The sequence below is a fragment of the Achromobacter sp. ACM04 genome (assembly GCF_014851465.1).
In the GTDB taxonomy this organism is placed as follows: domain Bacteria; phylum Pseudomonadota; class Gammaproteobacteria; order Burkholderiales; family Burkholderiaceae_B; genus Achromobacter; species Achromobacter aegrifaciens.
In genome coordinates this window covers 1,091,306-1,107,278 of the sequence record NZ_JACUZS010000002.1, presented here as the reverse complement: position 1 = coordinate 1,107,278, position 15,973 = coordinate 1,091,306, and the positions used below count along the sequence as shown (strand labels likewise).

Genomic DNA, 15,973 nt, shown 5'->3' with positions numbered 1-15,973 from the left:
ATTTCCCATCGGGCCTGTACATGAACAATAGCGATGAGCCGCAGGGCGGCGGCGGCCGTCCCGATTCCTGGCGTTCATTCGCCTTTGCAAAAGCGCGCCTTTTGGGCGTGTGGCGCGAACTGATCCGGGTCAACGCCAGCGACCGGCCCTGGGAAATGCCCTTGGCCGCGGCCCTGTCCTCTGGGCTGCCCTTGCTGGTGGGTGCCTATTTCGGCCGCATGGACTACGGCCTGATGTCGAGCCTGGGCGGCATGGTGTTCCTAAGCCTGCCCAATTCCTCGCTACAGCACCGCATGATGATGCTGTTGGCGGCGTCCTTCGGCATGGTGGCCTGCTATGCGGTGGGCGCGCTGACGCAGTTCTGGCCTGCCGTCATGCTGGTGGCGTTGACCTTCATCGCCATGGTGGTGAACATGGTCTGCCGCTGCTACCGGCTGGGGCCGCCGGGCAGCCTGTTCTACATCATGGCGACTGCGATCGCGGCCTACACGCCGGGGAGCGTGGAAGAAATCCCCACACGCGTCGGCATGGTGGCCTTGGGCAGCCTGGTCGCGTGCCTGGTGGCGTTTGTGTATTCCCTGCACATGACGCGGGTCGCGCCGCCGCCGCCCGAAACCGCGTTGCCCAGGCCCACGTTCGATTTCGTGGTCTACGACTCCGTGATCATCGGCCTGTTCGTGGGTGTGTCCCTGTTGGTGGCCGAGTTGCTGCAACTGCCGCGCCCCTACTGGGTGCCCGTCAGCTGTTTGGCGATCATTCAGGGCGCGACCCTGATGGCGGCCTGGAACCGTCAGCTGCATCGCATCCTGGGCACCGCCGTGGGCTTGTGCGTGGCATGGGCCTTGTTGAGCCTGCCGCTGAACGTATGGACCTTGAGCCTGGTGATGATGGCGCTGTCGTTCGGCATAGAAACGCTGGTGGTGCGCCATTACGCCAGCGCCGTGGTGCTGATCACGCCCTTGACGATCTTCCTGGCCGAGGCGCCGCACCTGGGACAGGGCTATCCCGCGGCCGTCATCGAGGCTCGCTTCCTGGATACGGTGGTCGGCGCGTTCATCGGCGCCGTGGGCGCCGTGCTGCTGCACAACCAGCGCATCCGGCCGCGCCTGTCGCGCTGGATGCGGGCGGTGCTGCCCAAGCGCGTGAACTGAAAAGGGCTATCGAGCCGGCCGCTTGACCAGCACCACCAACGCGATGCCGAGCAGGATCAGCACCGACGCCGTCACCAGGATTCCGGTCACGGGCTCATCCAGGAAAAGGGTCCCGCCAAATGCCGTCAACACCGGCACGCTGAGCTGCACGGTGGCGGCGTGAGTCACTTTCAGGCCTTTGAGCGCCGCATACCAGAAGACATAGCCCAGGCCCGAGGTCACCGCGCCGGAAGCCACGGCATATGCCACGCCCGCAGCGTCGTAGTCCACGCGCGAGCTCAGCCCGTGCAGCAGGAATAGCAACAATGCGACAGGCGTGGCGCGGATGAAGTTGCCCGCCGTCGCCGACGCCGCGTCCCTGGCGCTGCGGCCCAGCAGCGAATAGGCGCCCCACGCGACGCCGGCCGCGATCATCAGCAAGGCGTGGAACAACGGCGGGGCGCTGACGCTGGGCAACATCAGGATCACCAGGCCCGCCACCGCCAGGCCTATGCCCAGCCCCTGCGTGATGCTCAGCCTCTCGCCGATGAAGAATCCATACAGGATCATGCTGATCTGGATCGACGCGAACAGCAGCAAGGCACCAGTTCCTGCCGGGATCTGGGTGTAGGCATAGGCGAAGGCCACGGCATAGGCCAGCAGCGCCAACGCACCATGCCAGTTGCCTTCCAGCGCCTTCGTCGGCTTGCGCAGGCGCAACACCAGCCACAGCACCAATGCGCCGGAAGCGATGCGGATGGCCACGAAGGTGGCTGGATCGATCGCGGTCTGCTTGAGCGCAAGGCGGCACAGCAGCGAGTTGCCGGCGAAGGCAAGCATGGAGAGCAGGGTGAGCGCGTACAGGCGGGGTGTCATGGCGCGGTGTTTCCCTTGGGCAGCGCTTCGGCGATCGTGTCCGGAAAAAGCGGGATGGAACGATGATCAGATCGTAGCGCGGAGTTTCGGCTGGCGGTTGGGATACGCGTGCGATTCGTCTCAGTGGGTACGTACTTTGGCCGAAGCTTTTGAGCTGAGGGCATGGGCGGCATGCTGCCACAGCGCGCCCACTGCCGCGGATTGCCGTCCAGCGGCAGAGCGCACCAGCCCGAACTCCCGGCGCGCCGCCGGGCTCAGCGGCAAGGCGCGCAACTGGCGCATGTCCGCGGGCAGCGTGGACTCGGGAACCACCGCGACCCCCATGCCCTCGCGCACCAACGCGCAGGCGCTGGCCCAATCGCGGACCGTAACGCGGATGTCGTTGAGCTCCAGCCCGGCCTTGCGCGCAAGGCTCAGGCCATTCACAGCACAGCCGCCGGTCGCCAGAATGAACGGCTCATCGGCCAAGTCGGCCAGCGCAATGCCCCGCGACGACGCGCGGCGGCTGAATGGGTGTGCGCCGGGCAGCAGCGCCATCCAGCGGTCGCGGCCCAGGATCAGGGCTTGCCTTTGCGTTGCGGGGTTCATCACCACGCCCAGATCGATGGCGCCGCGCGACAGCCAATCCTCGACCTCTTCATCCGTACCTTCCAAGGCTACCACCTCGATGCCGGGGTGGCGCTGCCGGAAGCTATGCAGCAGGGAGGGCAGCAGCGTCGAGATGACCGAAGGAAAGCTGCCCAGGCGGATGCGGCCCTGGCTCAGTCCCTGGCTGTCGTCGGCCAGGGCGCGGATGGACTCCAGGTGAGACAGCATCGCGCGGGCGTGATCGATGACCTGTTCGCCCAGCGCCGTTACCGCCACTTCCTTGCGGGAACGGGTGAAGACCTGGAGCCCCAGCGACGCTTCCAGCTGCGCAATGGCCTGGCTGGCGCCGGACTGGGTGATGCCCACGCGCTCGGCGGCGCGGGAGATGTTGCCTGTGTCGGCCGTCGCGACGAGCAGGCGCCAATGCCCCAGGTTCAACATATTAAGTAGCTGAGCTAATGATAAGAGAATGGAGCATTAATTTTACCTGTGTGTCGCGGCGCGAGAGACTGCTCCCCTGTTGTTCCCTGGAGATGTCATGAAACTCTACTACGCCCCGCATACCTGCTCGCTGTCGCCGCACATCGTCTTGCGCGAACTTGAATTGCCCTTCGAACTGGTCAAGGTGAACAACCAAACCAAGCAGACCGCGGACGGCCGCGATTTCAGCACCATCAATCCCAAAGGCTATGTCGCCGCGCTGGAGCTGGTAGATGGCGATGTGCTCACTGAAGGGCCGGCTATCGTCCAGTACCTGGCCGACCTGCGTCCTGGCATGCAGCTGGCGCCACCCAATGGCACGCGCGAACGCACGCGGCTGCAGGAATGGCTGAACTTCCTAACCAGCGAGATCCACGCAGGATCGGCGCCCTTGTTCCAGTCGGCCTTGCCCGAAGCCGCCAAGGCGCATTTCCGCGAACGGCTCTTCAAGCGCTTCGACTACCTGGACGGCACCCTGGCCGAAAGCACCTACTTGATGGGCGAGCAGTTCAGCGTGGCCGATGCCTATCTGTTTACCGTGCTGGGGTGGTGCAGGTTCTTCGCGATCGACCTGGATCGCTGGCCTTCCCTGGCGGCATACGCCGCGCGCATCGGAGAGCGCCCTGCGGTGCAGGCCGCGCTGCGCGCGGAGGCGCAGCGCTGAACGTCATACGGTCACGGCACCGGATGCCTCACGCTTGCTGGCGCGTGGCCGCCAGCACGATTTCACGCACGCACACGCCGTCAGGCTGTGCATAGGCGTAGTGGATGGCGTTGGCCACGTCCTCGGCGGCCAGCACCTTGCCGCCCATCTCGGCCTTCCAGGCCTCGTAGCCCGTCTTGATGTCCGCATCGGTGGTATGGCCCAGCAGCTCGGTTTCCACGGCGCCCGGCGCGATGGTGGTCACGCGCACGTTGTGCGCCGACAGTTCCTCGCGCAGGTTTTCCGAGAGGCCGTGCACGGCGAACTTGGTGCCCACGTAAGCCACGTGATTGGGAAAGGTCTTGCGCCCGGCCACTGAACTGATGTTGATGATGCTGCCGCGCTTGCGTTGGACCATGCCCGCCGCGACCGCATGCACGCCGTTCAGCACGCCTTTGACGTTCACGTCCAGCATCCGGTCCCATTGGTCCGGGTCCTGGCGCGTGATGTCGCCCAACAGCATGACGCCCGCATTGTTGATGAGCGCATCGGCCGGCCCGAAGCGCGCTTCGCCTTCCTGCACGGCGGCGGCCAGCGCGGCGCGGTCGGTCACGTCCACGGACAGCGCCAGGGTGTCGGGCAGGTTCAGCGCCTGCATTTTTTCCAGCCGGCGGGCCAGCAGCAGTAGCGGGTGGCCGTGAGCCGAGAACAGGCGGGCGGTGGCCAGGCCGATGCCGGAGCTGGCGCCCGTGATGATGACAAGGGGTTTTTTCAAGGTAGACATGGTGGATTCCTGATATCGGTTTTATGTATGCTTGAGTGATCGGAAATCATTCTATTCCCGGGGATTCTCCCTGAGAAATGGTTTATTCCTTTGGAAGAAATCGGAAAATCTTATGGATAGCCGCCAGCTCAAGGCCTTTGTCGCTGTCTTCGAAGAGCGCAACATCACGGCCGCCGCCCGTCGCCTGCACCTGAGCCAGCCGGCTCTGTCCGGCACGATCAAGAGCCTGGAGGACTTGCTGGGCACGCAATTGTTCGCACGCCAGGCGCGGGGCGTGGCCGTGACGGAGGACGCCCGCATCCTGTATCCACAGGCGCGGCGCATCCTGTCGCAGACGGACTCGATGACGCATCAGTTCCGCCATGGTTCGTCTGCGTCGCGCATCGAGATCGGCGTGGAGGCGGATATCGCAGGGCCGGACATCGCGGCCTTCATGCGCGCGGCACAGGAAGTCGTGCCGGGGCTTTTCGTGAATCTGCTTGAAGGATGCCAGGGCGATGCCCGACTGGCGACCGAAGACGAGCGTTGCGAGGACGAGCTGTTCTTGCCGCTGTCCGTCGACCCCTATGTGCTGGCCCTGCCCGCGGGCAGCGGCGCCGACGCGGCATTGCCGTGGGTTGTGTGCCCGAGCCACCCGACGCATCAGCGCCTGCTGCCCTTCTATGGCGCCGGTGCAAATACGCCGGCCGCGCACGCCGGATCGTTGCGCCTGGCCTTGGCGTTGACGGCCGCCGGCGCGGGCATGTGCGTGGCGCCGGAATCCCTCGCCCGCAGCCAGGCCGGCGTGGCGATCAGGCCGCTGGAAGGACTGGAGATGTCGCGGCGCATCGGACTTTGCTATGCAGTGCAATCGTTGGACAAGTCGGTGGTGGCAACGCTGGTGGAGCGGCTCGGGGATCCTGCGGTCCGGGCCAGGCATACAACATAGAGAAACCTTTCAACGCCATCGATAGGCTGGGCCAGCCTGCAACTTCACTCGTTAAGTTGTAGTCTTGCGCCTTTCGCCAATAAACATGGCCGCGCTGCGGCCGATCAGGGAGGAGATAACTATGACAACGCGATCCGGCGCCAAGCTGGGCAAGGCGGTACTGGGGATGACGCTGGCTGCCGTGGCGTTTACCGCATCGGTTTCCAATGCGCAGGCGGATGACTACCCTTCGCAGCCGATCAAGTTGATCGTGCCCTTCGCCGCCGGAGGCGGCAATGACGGGATTGCGCGTCTTCTGGGGCAGCTGCTGTCCGATGGCCTGAAGCAGCCCGTAGTGGTGGAGAACCGCCCCGGCGCAGGCGGCAAGCTGGGTGTGGAGCAGGGCCTGAAGGCAGCACCCGATGGCTACACCCTGACCTTGATTTCCAACAGCTATTCCGTCAACCCCAGCCTGTACAAGCTGCCGTTCGATCCGGTCGAGGACATGACCCCGATCGGCATGATCGCGCGTGCACCGTTCTTCGTATCGGTCAATCCCAGCGTGCCGGCGGACAGCCTCGGTGATCTGGTGGCTCTGGCCAAGAAGAAGCCCGGCGGGTTGACTTATGCATCGTCCGGCACGGGCGGCATATCGCATCTGGCGATGGAGGCCTTCTTGAAGACGGCCGGTATCACCATGGTCCATATCCCGTACAAAGGGTCCGCGCCGGCTCTGACGGACACGGTCTCAGGCCAGGTCAACGCGATGCTGACCACGGCCGGCTCGACCCTGCCTTACCGCGAGGACAAGCGCCTGAAGGTGCTGGCCGTGACCTTGCCGCAGCGCGTGTCCTCGGCGCCGGACATCCCGACGGTGCGCGAGGCTGGCGTGCCGTATGACGTGACGGTGTGGTACGGCATCATCGCGCCCAAGGGCGTGCCGCCGCAGGTGCAGGCCAAGCTGAACGCCGCGATCAATGCGGCTGTCGTGAAGCCCGAGATGGCCGATCGTTTGAAGGCGACCGGGGAAGAGGCTGCGCCGAGTAGCCCGCAGGATTTTCGCGATCAGATCGTGAAGGAGATTTCCTTGTGGGGCGATGTGGTGCGTGAGGCGGGTGTGACGGTTAATTGATTGTCTCGCGGGGAACTGGGCTCAGGACTGTCAGCACCCCAAGATTTTTTACAGCAGTCCGTGCCTAAGTTGGACATGAAAAAGCCGTTGACGGTAAACGTCAACGGCTTTTTGAATTCTGGTGCCCGAGGCCGGAATCGAACCGGCACGCCTTGCGGCGGGGGGATTTTGAGTCGGTGATTTACAGTGTTTCTACAGGGAAATAGGGCGAAATCTAGCGTAGATTGAAATAGGTAAAACCAGTTTCAAATCAGTAGGTTAGCGTATTTTAGCTGAATTGGTGAAAACTGGTCACTGTACTTGTACTGTACCGAAAATATGCTCCATGCATAGCGCCTGTACTTTGGACCGGCTCGGCGGATACTCGCTCTCCGGTGTGTGTCGGTACCCCGATTAGATACGTTAGCGGTGGAGATCGAGTCAGAACACGGTCATGGCACAGTACTTACTTCTGACCCTTCATTCATCAACAAACCTAGTGAGATATGACTTAGATAGCCTGCGTGCTTCGACAGGAGAATTGACAAGCTGCCGTGCGCACTCAGCAAACAGTTCTGTCGACGGAAGTTGTGATTCGCACAACTGTGTGAGGAGTGTGCGCGCGTCCGAAATCAAAGAGGTAAGCTTTTCATAAGTCAGAGCGTAGGAATCTGTTGCCGCCGCAGCCTTGGTGGCTACGCTCCTTGCATGGACGGACACGCGCTGGCAGTGCGCCCCTTTGTAGTGTTTTCGGAACCACTCTTCAGCCACGAGCAATTGCCCATGCTCCTCTTTTGTGAGGGCCTTTGTTCCGCTCTTACGACTTTTTGCTTCGATCACCCATGCTTCGGCGTCTGGCAGCAACCATAATACGTCTGGGCCTTGTCCGTTGGAGTCATGGCGTTCCGTCGAGATGCCGATCATCGTGCCAAGCTCTCCAAGTGCTTGTTCGAATTGATTGGCGGACGCTTCGGCATGTAGGTGAGAAATCACTTCCTCGAAGCGCTGGAGAAAACCCCGTCGCATGCGATAGCTGCTGATCGCATCCGCGATTGCGCTGGCCTGGGCGCCGGGAACGGGAAGTGCTTTATACGGGGAGGGGACCTTCGGTCGTACGAGGTTCCGATTGTTTGCGTAGGCCTCCCGCTGAAAATCCTCCGCGCGGTCCCGCTGCCCCCACTGATCCGCAACGCGTGCTGCAAATTGCTGCAACCATCCGCGCGTTTGAGCGTCCATGCTTTTCGATTCAGAGAGCATCCGCTCAATGCGGCTTAGGGATTTTTGATGGTAGCCGTCGTGCCAAAGGTTGAAAGCCTTGCGTTCGTCGGCAGCCTGAGAAAAACGTTCAGAATCAGCTTGCTCGGCCTCCACGTTTTCGGCCAGGGTTTCTGCGTGATATTCAACCCAATCGGAGTTACGGTCATAGCTTTTGCTAATAGTGCCAGCGAGCTCTTTAAGGCTATTCACCGCTTTGCTAACCGTCGATCCCATGTCAAGCTGGGCACGGGTCGCGCTGGTCAGCAGTTTGAAGTTGGCATCTTTAGCGACCCAACTCGCCAAGCTTGCGCCCATTAGTAGCACCACACAATGATCGCCGGAACCACGTGCGCCCCGACCAATCCCTTGTTCAATTCGTTGTGCAAGCATGCGAGAAATCGTGGCGCCGCCGTACAAGGCACTAGCGCGAAAGAGTTCGTAATCAGACGTTCCCGCCGGCAAACCATCCATGATCAATAGCCGACAAGAGTCTGCGGGCAAGTCGATTCCGTCGTAGCGACTAGCGAACACGACGGGCCCGCGCGACGATCCGTCTTGCAGACTGCTGACTTGCTCTTGAACTTCCTTCGAACCTTTAGCTACCGTTGCCACATCCGCCCATCGTTCCGCTGCTGCATCAGATGGAACAAGAACCACGGCGCCGCAATCCTTCTTCTCTGTCGTCCAGCTCAATAACTTGTCCGCTGCCTTCCGGGCATCGAACTTGAACGGCATGAGGTCCGGAATAAGGATCATGCGTTCGCTGATGCCCGCCAGGGACCTCGAGGTAAGCGCTTCATTAACTAACTTCGGGTCGGCGTCAAAGGTTCTAACTATCTCGCTGTCATCGGCAATGGTGGCGGACATGTAGATCCTCCGGGGCGCCTCGGAGAATGTGGGGAAGAGATTCACCAAAGGGAGCGCCGGTGTGATCGTAAATGCGTCCTTGCTGATCAACGCGTGGCATAGATGCAGATTGTCTCGTAGCAGAGGCCAAGTTAGAGCATACTTGCTCGCATCGGAGCGAAGTTGTTCACGCACCGCGTCGAGCTGGTCATTCCAGGCCGAATACGGTACCTCTAGCACGCCGTAGCTCAAACCGGACAACGTATCATCAAAGGTTCCGAGTCGATCCATGTCGCGAAACGCTTTGCGAAACAGCCCTGTCAGTTCCTTATAGCGTGCTCGCTCGTCCTCGGCTGTGACTTCAAGTGTGAAGGTGTCACGCACAACGGAAAATGCTACATGAGCATCATCGAGAATAATCGCAGCTGTTTTCAATGGGGGCTGCGCTCCTCCTCGGACGCCGAACTTGCTTAGCCCATTAAAAAGGGCTTTGTAAGTTGCGACCATGACAGCTTTCCCATTGACGAATTTGTCGTCGAGTGACACCCCCCTTTGATATGGAACCGCTGCGATTCCAAGCGATTTGGCTTTCTCAAGCGTCTGACTGACCAACTGTGTCGTCGGAGCCAAATAGAGAACCGGCTCGTTCGTCTCGTTAATGGTCGATTGCGCCATTAGTAGACCGACAAGCGTCTTGCCGCCACCAGTGTGGAGTTTCAAAACAATGTCGCGCTGTTTGCGCCGTTGGTACCATGTGTCCAATACTTCGGCTTGACTGGTATAGAGATCATTGATTCCGGGAGGCTTGGGCAGCCGACGGAATATCTCCAACGGTTCTGTCTGTGTTGCTTTCTTCTTCTGTGTTCTGAGCTGTGCGAAATCAACCATCGGTTTTTTTCCTCTTTGATCTGACTTGCGGCGATGCATCTGCTCCTTGCACCGCCACCGACACTGTCGCTTGCTCCCATGCTGTGCGGTCGGAAGACTGGGGTAAATGGGATGGCCGGCTGACGATGAGTACGTCGGCAACGCCTGGCACTGTGATGAGCGCATGGCGTGTGGTCTCATGTTCCTGGACACTGCAGGAGTCGTCATAGATGAACACTAATACCTGCCTGTAGCGCTCCGGCGACCTTAGATAGGGAACTATGTCCTCGAGCACCTGCTTCTCGATCTCCTTGAACTCTGTCGCCGATCTCGCAAACTTCACTTCGATGAGCAGCCCGAGGCTGGGAATACCTAAATCAGCACGATAGGTGGAGTGGCCGAACTTCGGTAGCGTGTCTTCGTCTTCCAGGTCGGGAAACATACTCCGAAGGATGATCCAGAGAATGTCCTGCACCTCACGCTCGCTGCGGATTAGCCAACGGACCGGCACTTTCAGATCAGCGGAATCCCAGCGCCAGCGGCGTAAGCTGCTTTCAAACTGGCCGAGGATGTGCGTCACCGTAGACGTAGATTGAAGCAGTGATCCGCTGCCGTCGGCGACTGCAGCTCTCAGCGCACGCCATAGTAACGCCGCCTGATGTGCTGACCGATGGCCCGTGAACTCCGCCAGTGCGCGTTCCACTAGCGCGGCGCGCAAATTCTGTCGCTGTTGCACATTGAGGAACGGTTCGGCTTCCGCATGGTCGCACCACCAGTCGACCGCCGCGCAGTAGTCGAGTGGTGCATGCAAGTCGAAATGTGGCCGGCCAATGCGAGCCCCCGCCAACTGAGCCGCGTAAGCAAGTAGAGGGTCAATACGAACAGTCGCCGCATTCGCGATTGCGCTTACGGCCCGAGCACACCAGGCGAGATACTGCGGGTTGCCATTGTGTAGCATGCGGGCGGCAAGGATAAGCCCGATCAAAACTGCCGGGTCATGTAGAGCGTCACCCTGTCTCGCTATGCTTGGATCTCGGGCACTCGCCCGCTGAAGACCTTCCTCAAGCAAAGTGCCGTATCGTAGCCCCGATTGATACGTGGCCGTGTACCCAAGCGCGGCGACACTGGGAAGACTCGAGGGGTCATAGCTTTTTTGAAGCCAGTTTTCATCGCAGTCCACGTCCCAAGTTACTTCGAGGCGTGGATCGCCGCCGACTATGTGTCGCGCTAGCAAGCCTTCGACGTTCCCTCTAATGTTCGCTGTCGTGATGTCCGACCTACATCGTTGAAGCAACTCTGAGAGTGGGCGTTCCATCATAAGAACCACCTGCTCTCTTTCAGTTTGGTGATCAAAATGTCTGGATTAAAGTTCTGAATCAGTCGGAGGTTGGCAAGCAAATCTACAACTAGATTAGGATAGGCGATAGAAACCGGGTGTGTCGAAGGCATAAATGTGCGCCATGACATGAAGGTCAGGTCAAAAACCTGTTTGGCAATGTAGTCGAGACTGCTGAATGTTGAATTGGGATGAACACTCACTAGCATGGGACTCGGACATCCCTGTAGATCGGTCTTCAGTTGCTGCGGCCCAGTAAGGGTAACCAGGGCCGCGCGTGGTCCAAGCGGGACGATCTGACCGCGCTCTGGCACGGCGATACCTTTGCGGGACTGCCGATATACGGCTCCCTGTGACGATGCGTCGAATAATTTCCAATCGTGATCTCCGCTGACCTGCACGAAGGCATACTCAACTTCGAATTCTCTGAGTTCATTGACTAGGCTTTCCACCGCCTGCGCCTCGGTTTCTTTGTAGCGCTTGAACGCCTGATGGAAGATGATGCGCAGTTTGTCACCTGCTCGCCAGCCGAAGCGCCGTTTTAGCTCATCCAGCGACACTCGCAAGGAGTTAAGCAGAGCCACCTGATACTGATCGGCTGTTGCCTCGGTCGTGGCATTGCCCAACAAATAGTTCCCGTCACCACTGAAGACTGTGGTAATTCCGACTAAGCGTTCACGCTCGGACAACCGGTCAAAGCCAATCCGGGCGCTGCCAATACCAACGACGATCTCGTGGACCAAACGCTGTTGCACCGATAGGGTCCACGGAATGCCCCCCAATTTTGCGTATAGGCCCAGCGCCAGATTATTCAGGCTATAGGCAACGTTGTTCTGCAGGATTGTCGATAAGCGCACTGCCTGGACTGGCACTCCTTGTGACATAAGCACCGCCTTGGCGGTGAAGTATGGACTCTGGGCCCCAAGGAGAAGGCGGTCCTCGTCCGTGATCACGACTAAGGCCACGTCGACGTTGCGTTGGACTGCGGCCAAAGCGGCCTGACGATATGCCGGTGCTTTTTCTCCTCCTCGAGTGTCAACCTCGACAAACTCGAAGTCTAGGCTCTGAAGGCGGTACTTGCGTACCATGCCTTGCTGCATGGGGGTGTTTCCATTTTGGGACGGTACGCCATCTCGCAACTGCGCGGCAAACCGCTGGACATGCCCCTTCTGGTCAATTGGAAACAACACTGCAACTCGGGGTTGTTTGTGTTCAAAGCTGTCCGCGTCGAAGGGGCCATTGGCATCGAGTTTGGGATCGACTGGCCACGGAACCGTGATAGAGCCACCAGGCCGAAGGCTGCACTGTGGAGTGTGTAACTTGCGTGAAAGTCCGACGCCGATGCCTTGGCTAACCTCGGTTAGATGCCCGTCTAGGGAGATCGATAACCCGACGCAGCAAGGAAGTTCACCTTGCAAGTCCTTGAATGTGCCAACGATCTGCTCGAGCCGCGCTAGTTGTTTCTGAGCCGCCGAAACTTCGTGCAAGCGGGGCAGCATTTGGCGCTGAAAGGCTTCATAGGCTGAGCCAAGAAGCTTACGTCCCACGCGCTCGAAGTTTAACCGGCTGGGCTCAACATGCGCCTGACTGAGGGCAACACGCTCTTGCCTAGCGTCGGCCAAGATGGCGTCGTCGCCGTCGATTCGCTCGATGCGACCGACAAGCCGACGATTAAACATTGGCAGGATATACGGGTCATCCACATCGTTCTCGCCTACCACGTACAACCCGACTGGATCGAGTCCGCGGTCAATTAGCTGCGCGACGCTGGGCATGATCAGCAACCTCGCGCCAAAGTTGACAAGGACGCCGTTGACGAAAGTGCCCTCCTGGGGTGCGAGCGGTCGCACATCAAAGGAATACTCGGGGAATACTGCGAATGTGTCTGCGCCTTTACCCGAGAGAAGGTTGGAATTCTCTCGTACGATCCTAACAGGTCTGACTCCTGAGATGCTCCGACCTCGAACGAAGAAGGACCGGAGCAAGGCCTGTCGCGCTAAGGCATTAGCGACTGAATGGTCGGCCGTTATGTCGAACTGGATGGTCTGCCCTTCGGTCTTCGCACCGCGTTCATAGGGGAAAAGAAGAATGTCGTCGCCAGCACGCAGAACAAAGTGGGTTCGGACCAGGCGATGACGGAGGGTACGGAGATGGTCGCTGCTCTGGTATTGAATGCGGAAACCAGAGAATCTCTGTGCCGAAAACGTGATCGGTAAGTGATTTAGCTGCATGTTTCCCTCGTCTCCTCTAAACCATATATGTGCCGGACCATTAACGGATGTAAGGCTATGCGCAGAGCTTCAGCGATCGCTTGGTTTATCGTAGGCCTCAGAAAATCCTGTGCGCTTTTAGCGGACCGATAAACCGGTGCTCAAAAGCGGTAGTCGTTGGGACTAGTAACGGGAGAATGCATACGAATGAATATGCCCCGCATGTGACAAAAACCGGCGACAGCCTATCCTGCACTAGTCCCCAAATCCTAAATTTCTTCGTCATGACGAAGACTTTGGGAGCGTTAACGCGTCAGCGCGCGGCTGCACAAACTCTTGCAGGCTGATCTGACTATCGATGAAACGCTGGGCGTGGGCCTCATCTGCTTCACTGAGCGAGAAACCTTCTAGACTGACGGAGGCCCGCGCGTAGTTAACAGCCGATTGGCGTCGACCGCGTTCGGCATCTGATATGGTTTTGTGGGGCTGTAACCCGCATTTATCTTCGCCAGCCATGGTGTCCCCTTGCTGTAGGTAACTCGATTTTACAAGAGGTGCGAGTATTTTGGTTTAGGTAGACGCAACCTCCAGGGCGCTGCGCTGAAATTGTCTTGTTTTACTTGCTATGGATCGCCTGTATTGGCCGCGTACTAGCCTGCGTCGTAGTTTCCAAAGAGGCTTTGCCTCTCTGGACTCTCCACCCTCGCCGGCGGGAGCCTCGGGGGCAGGGGTTGCGGGCCCTTGGCCCGGAACTCCTGCCCCCGGGCATAGCGTGGGGCGCTCCTGCCGCGTCAAGGGGCCGTGTCCTCGCCCTGTGGGCTGCGGGCCGCACCAACCCCTTGACCCGTCATCCGCTCGACGGCACTGCTACTGACGTCGTTCGGCCGGAAGAGGCGTCAAGGGCGGGACCGGAAGCCGCAGCCCGAAGCGCAGCGCAGGGAACGGGTGAGGATCCCGGGCGAAGCCTTCACCCTTTATGCCTCTGGGAGCCATGCAGCCTGTTGGCCGGGGGAGGAACAAGGCGAAGCCGCTGGGCCTGCCCCCGCGGCCAGTCCGGCAAGAACGGACGCGGGATGCAACCGAAGGGGTTGCCCAAGCGTAGCGCGGAGATATGTGCGCCCATGAATGAAAAGGCCTCGCTGATGGCGAGGCCGATGCGGACGCAACATGCACATCACTTACCGTTGACGGAGCCGCCCGTTGCCGGTCCCCAGTTCTTGCCCATGTTCTGCAAGACGTGTTGGCGATAGGCTGGGTTCCACATGGTGTTGCCTGCAATCATGTGGTTGGTTCGGCCAGCAGTAACCATCATGCCGGACTGCATATCGCGGCGAGTCGTCTTAGGATTCACCACGTTGCCAATGCCCTGCGCCATGCTCCTGAATGTCACAACGTCAAAGGCGATGCCGCCAGCCAGTCTCGCCCCTAAGCCACTCGTTTTTTTCTGCGCGAAAAAGATGATCAAGGCAAGAACGATGATCTGCACAAACGAGCTGATGGGATTGTCGGTGGTCGTACTTATTACCCTGTCGAACAGCGCCTTGAATAGCGCCACACCGACAGACACGACAACCATTGTGATGGCAATTTCAAGGATGTAGGCCAGTGCCTGCTCAAACCATTTGTCGAACCATTTTGCGGTGCCCGGGAACATTAACGCGGCGATAAACAGTGGTCCAAGACCAAGCATTATCCCCAAGCCGAGCTTTGCCATGACGATGGTCGCGGCCGCAGGCAAATGAATAAGAAACACTGCAATGGCCATCATGAGTGCATTCAGGGCATCCCAGAACATATGACCTAGTTCGTAGAACTCGCGCTTTGCGACTTTGCCTAGCATGTCGTAAGCCACGTTAAGCCCTTTGTCTGCCGAGTTGTCCAGCACCTGATAGATACTTGTCGCTTGAGCGTTAGACGTGGACATGATGTCGGCCAGGCCAGTCTCCAGGCCTTGAATGGCCGACACAACGGTGGCTGTGTAAGCATCAGCCGTCATGCAGAATGCGGTGATGATCAGGATCTTCATGCACTGCTTGATGAAGGTCTGAAACGGCGCTTCAACGGCGCCCGTGCTGATGGCATAGCCAGTCAAGGTGATGTACAGCGTGACGCCGGTCAGCATCAGCATTTGAAAGCCGAGGATGACGTTCGAAGCGGTTTCCGATACGAAGGTGTTCAGCATCGCATCGACGCTGCTGCCTATCCACTGGAACAAGGCGAATCCCATGCTATTGCCCTCCCTTGAGCGGATTGATAGGTGTCAGGTCGAAATAGCCTCGCTTGTCGACTGCCAGATGGTTTGCCGCAGTCTTCGCGTTGATGCAATTGGCGGACGCTGCGAGTTCGCCGGGACTGGCTTCGCATTTCGCGATCATCGCGTTGCGTTCGGGGGCATGCGTCTTGTACCAATCGACGGTTTGAACGGGGGTGTTGTCGCCGCAAGCTGCCAGCGTGAGCGCGATGAAGAAAGGGAAAATGATGTTTTTCATTTGTGCACCTCACGTGCGTTGATGATGTCGAGTGCGTGGGCCACTTCGGCGGCCTCAATGATGCGTAACGCTGCAAGGGTTCGCACGACGCTTTCGCGCATGCCGCCCCATGTCGGCTGTGTAAAGCGATTTGGCGCGTTTATCCAAACGATGCCGATGCACGCAATGGATGTGACGGCAGACAGGATGATGTTCATCCAAGGCGGCAACGGTTCTTCATCAATGAACGGCAGTGTGAATCCAAACCAACCCATAGCCGCGTAGTAGGCCGTGAAAGCAGCCATACCGATAGCCACGACATCAAGGGTTCTCATCAGCGGCGCACGCCGCAAAAGCTCTCGGTAATACTCAGGACTCAGGCCGCGAGCGCAAGCCCAGAAGCGATAGATGGCAAGGCATAGCGTTACCACTGGAACCAATGTGATTGCGTAGAACGGAGCCATGGTGTT

At 59.4% G+C, this 15,973-nt stretch carries 14 protein-coding genes; 4 read left to right on the top strand and 10 right to left on the bottom strand.

Features of this window, described 5'->3' with window-relative positions:
- Positions 1-20 precede the first annotated feature (20 nt).
- On the top strand, positions 21-1,151 hold the full coding sequence (locus IB259_RS15875; protein WP_054458887.1) for an FUSC family protein: 1,131 nt from the start codon (positions 21-23) through the stop codon (positions 1,149-1,151).
- Between the two features lie 6 nt (positions 1,152-1,157).
- On the opposite strand, the gene IB259_RS15870 is transcribed toward IB259_RS15875, so the two are convergent.
- Together IB259_RS15870 and IB259_RS15865 are read right to left on the bottom strand one after the other, a co-directional pair.
- Positions 1,158-2,006: a DMT family transporter gene (locus IB259_RS15870; protein WP_192329563.1), complete on the bottom strand. Its 849-nt coding sequence runs from the start codon at positions 2,004-2,006 to the stop codon at positions 1,158-1,160.
- A gap of 120 nt (positions 2,007-2,126) precedes the next feature.
- Complete coding sequence (locus tag IB259_RS15865) at positions 2,127-3,035, bottom strand: LysR family transcriptional regulator (protein WP_192329561.1); 909 nt, start codon at positions 3,033-3,035, stop codon at positions 2,127-2,129.
- Positions 3,036-3,132: 97 nt separating this feature from the next.
- Between IB259_RS15865 and gstA the strand changes: the two genes are divergently transcribed.
- Positions 3,133-3,738 (top strand): glutathione transferase GstA, encoded by a 606-nt coding sequence (gene gstA / locus IB259_RS15860; RefSeq protein ID WP_192329559.1) that lies wholly within the window; start codon positions 3,133-3,135, stop codon positions 3,736-3,738.
- A gap of 28 nt (positions 3,739-3,766) precedes the next feature.
- On the opposite strand, the gene IB259_RS15855 is transcribed toward gstA, so the two are convergent.
- The gene (locus IB259_RS15855; RefSeq protein WP_054458895.1) at positions 3,767-4,501 is read right to left on the bottom strand and encodes an SDR family oxidoreductase; all 735 of its coding nucleotides are present in this window, start codon (positions 4,499-4,501) and stop codon (positions 3,767-3,769) included.
- 112 nt (positions 4,502-4,613) lie between these two features.
- Here IB259_RS15855 and IB259_RS15850 point away from each other — a divergent pair, with 112 nt between their 5' ends.
- Positions 4,614-5,429, top strand: a complete 816-nt coding sequence (locus IB259_RS15850; protein WP_192329557.1) for a LysR family transcriptional regulator — start codon at positions 4,614-4,616, stop codon at positions 5,427-5,429.
- 121 nt (positions 5,430-5,550) lie between these two features.
- Positions 5,551-6,540 carry a tripartite tricarboxylate transporter substrate binding protein gene (locus tag IB259_RS15845; protein WP_192329555.1) on the top strand — a complete coding sequence of 330 codons (990 nt, stop codon included), beginning with the start codon at positions 5,551-5,553 and terminating at the stop codon, positions 6,538-6,540.
- A gap of 459 nt (positions 6,541-6,999) precedes the next feature.
- Here the strand turns inward: IB259_RS15845 and IB259_RS15840 are convergent, their stop codons facing one another.
- From IB259_RS15840 to IB259_RS15810, 7 genes are all read right to left on the bottom strand, one after another.
- The gene (locus tag IB259_RS15840; protein WP_192329553.1) at positions 7,000-9,510 is read right to left on the bottom strand and encodes a DEAD/DEAH box helicase; all 2,511 of its coding nucleotides are present in this window, start codon (positions 9,508-9,510) and stop codon (positions 7,000-7,002) included.
- Positions 9,503-10,474, bottom strand: coding sequence for a hypothetical protein (locus tag IB259_RS15835; RefSeq protein ID WP_192329551.1), 972 nt, complete (start codon positions 10,472-10,474; stop codon positions 9,503-9,505). Before IB259_RS15835 ends, IB259_RS15840 begins: the two co-directional genes overlap by 8 nt.
- A gap of 329 nt (positions 10,475-10,803) precedes the next feature.
- The gene (locus tag IB259_RS15830) at positions 10,804-13,056 is read right to left on the bottom strand and encodes a Piwi domain-containing protein (protein ID WP_192329549.1); all 2,253 of its coding nucleotides are present in this window, start codon (positions 13,054-13,056) and stop codon (positions 10,804-10,806) included.
- 261 nt (positions 13,057-13,317) lie between these two features.
- The gene (locus IB259_RS15825; RefSeq protein WP_192329547.1) at positions 13,318-13,551 is read right to left on the bottom strand and encodes an antitoxin VbhA family protein; all 234 of its coding nucleotides are present in this window, start codon (positions 13,549-13,551) and stop codon (positions 13,318-13,320) included.
- Between the two features lie 658 nt (positions 13,552-14,209).
- Complete coding sequence (locus IB259_RS15820) at positions 14,210-15,262, bottom strand: type IV secretion system protein (protein ID WP_192329545.1); 1,053 nt, start codon at positions 15,260-15,262, stop codon at positions 14,210-14,212.
- Between the two features lies 1 nt (position 15,263).
- Positions 15,264-15,524: an EexN family lipoprotein gene (locus IB259_RS15815; protein WP_192329543.1), complete on the bottom strand. Its 261-nt coding sequence runs from the start codon at positions 15,522-15,524 to the stop codon at positions 15,264-15,266.
- Complete coding sequence (locus IB259_RS15810; RefSeq protein WP_192329541.1) at positions 15,521-15,967, bottom strand: hypothetical protein; 447 nt, start codon at positions 15,965-15,967, stop codon at positions 15,521-15,523. The genes IB259_RS15815 and IB259_RS15810 overlap by 4 nt, the downstream gene beginning before the upstream one ends.
- Positions 15,968-15,973 lie beyond the last annotated feature (6 nt).

What these genes read in the sequence shown, in the direction of transcription:
- IB259_RS15875 (WP_054458887.1), top strand. Translation starts at nt 21, where the DNA reads ATGAACAATAGCGATGAGCCGCAGGGCGGCGGCGGCCGTCCCGATTCC.
- IB259_RS15870 (WP_192329563.1), bottom strand. Translation starts at nt 2,006, where the DNA reads ATGACACCCCGCCTGTACGCGCTCACCCTGCTCTCCATGCTTGCCTTC.
- IB259_RS15865 (WP_192329561.1), bottom strand. Translation starts at nt 3,035, where the DNA reads ATGTTGAACCTGGGGCATTGGCGCCTGCTCGTCGCGACGGCCGACACA.
- gstA (WP_192329559.1), top strand. Translation starts at nt 3,133, where the DNA reads ATGAAACTCTACTACGCCCCGCATACCTGCTCGCTGTCGCCGCACATC.
- IB259_RS15855 (WP_054458895.1), bottom strand. Translation starts at nt 4,501, where the DNA reads ATGTCTACCTTGAAAAAACCCCTTGTCATCATCACGGGCGCCAGCTCC.
- IB259_RS15850 (WP_192329557.1), top strand. Translation starts at nt 4,614, where the DNA reads ATGGATAGCCGCCAGCTCAAGGCCTTTGTCGCTGTCTTCGAAGAGCGC.
- IB259_RS15845 (WP_192329555.1), top strand. Translation starts at nt 5,551, where the DNA reads ATGACAACGCGATCCGGCGCCAAGCTGGGCAAGGCGGTACTGGGGATG.
- IB259_RS15840 (WP_192329553.1), bottom strand. Translation starts at nt 9,510, where the DNA reads ATGGTTGATTTCGCACAGCTCAGAACACAGAAGAAGAAAGCAACACAG.
- IB259_RS15830 (WP_192329549.1), bottom strand. Translation starts at nt 13,056, where the DNA reads ATGCAGCTAAATCACTTACCGATCACGTTTTCGGCACAGAGATTCTCT.
- IB259_RS15825 (WP_192329547.1), bottom strand. Translation starts at nt 13,551, where the DNA reads ATGGCTGGCGAAGATAAATGCGGGTTACAGCCCCACAAAACCATATCA.
- IB259_RS15820 (WP_192329545.1), bottom strand. Translation starts at nt 15,262, where the DNA reads ATGGGATTCGCCTTGTTCCAGTGGATAGGCAGCAGCGTCGATGCGATG.
- IB259_RS15815 (WP_192329543.1), bottom strand. Translation starts at nt 15,524, where the DNA reads ATGAAAAACATCATTTTCCCTTTCTTCATCGCGCTCACGCTGGCAGCT.
- IB259_RS15810 (WP_192329541.1), bottom strand. Translation starts at nt 15,967, where the DNA reads ATGGCTCCGTTCTACGCAATCACATTGGTTCCAGTGGTAACGCTATGC.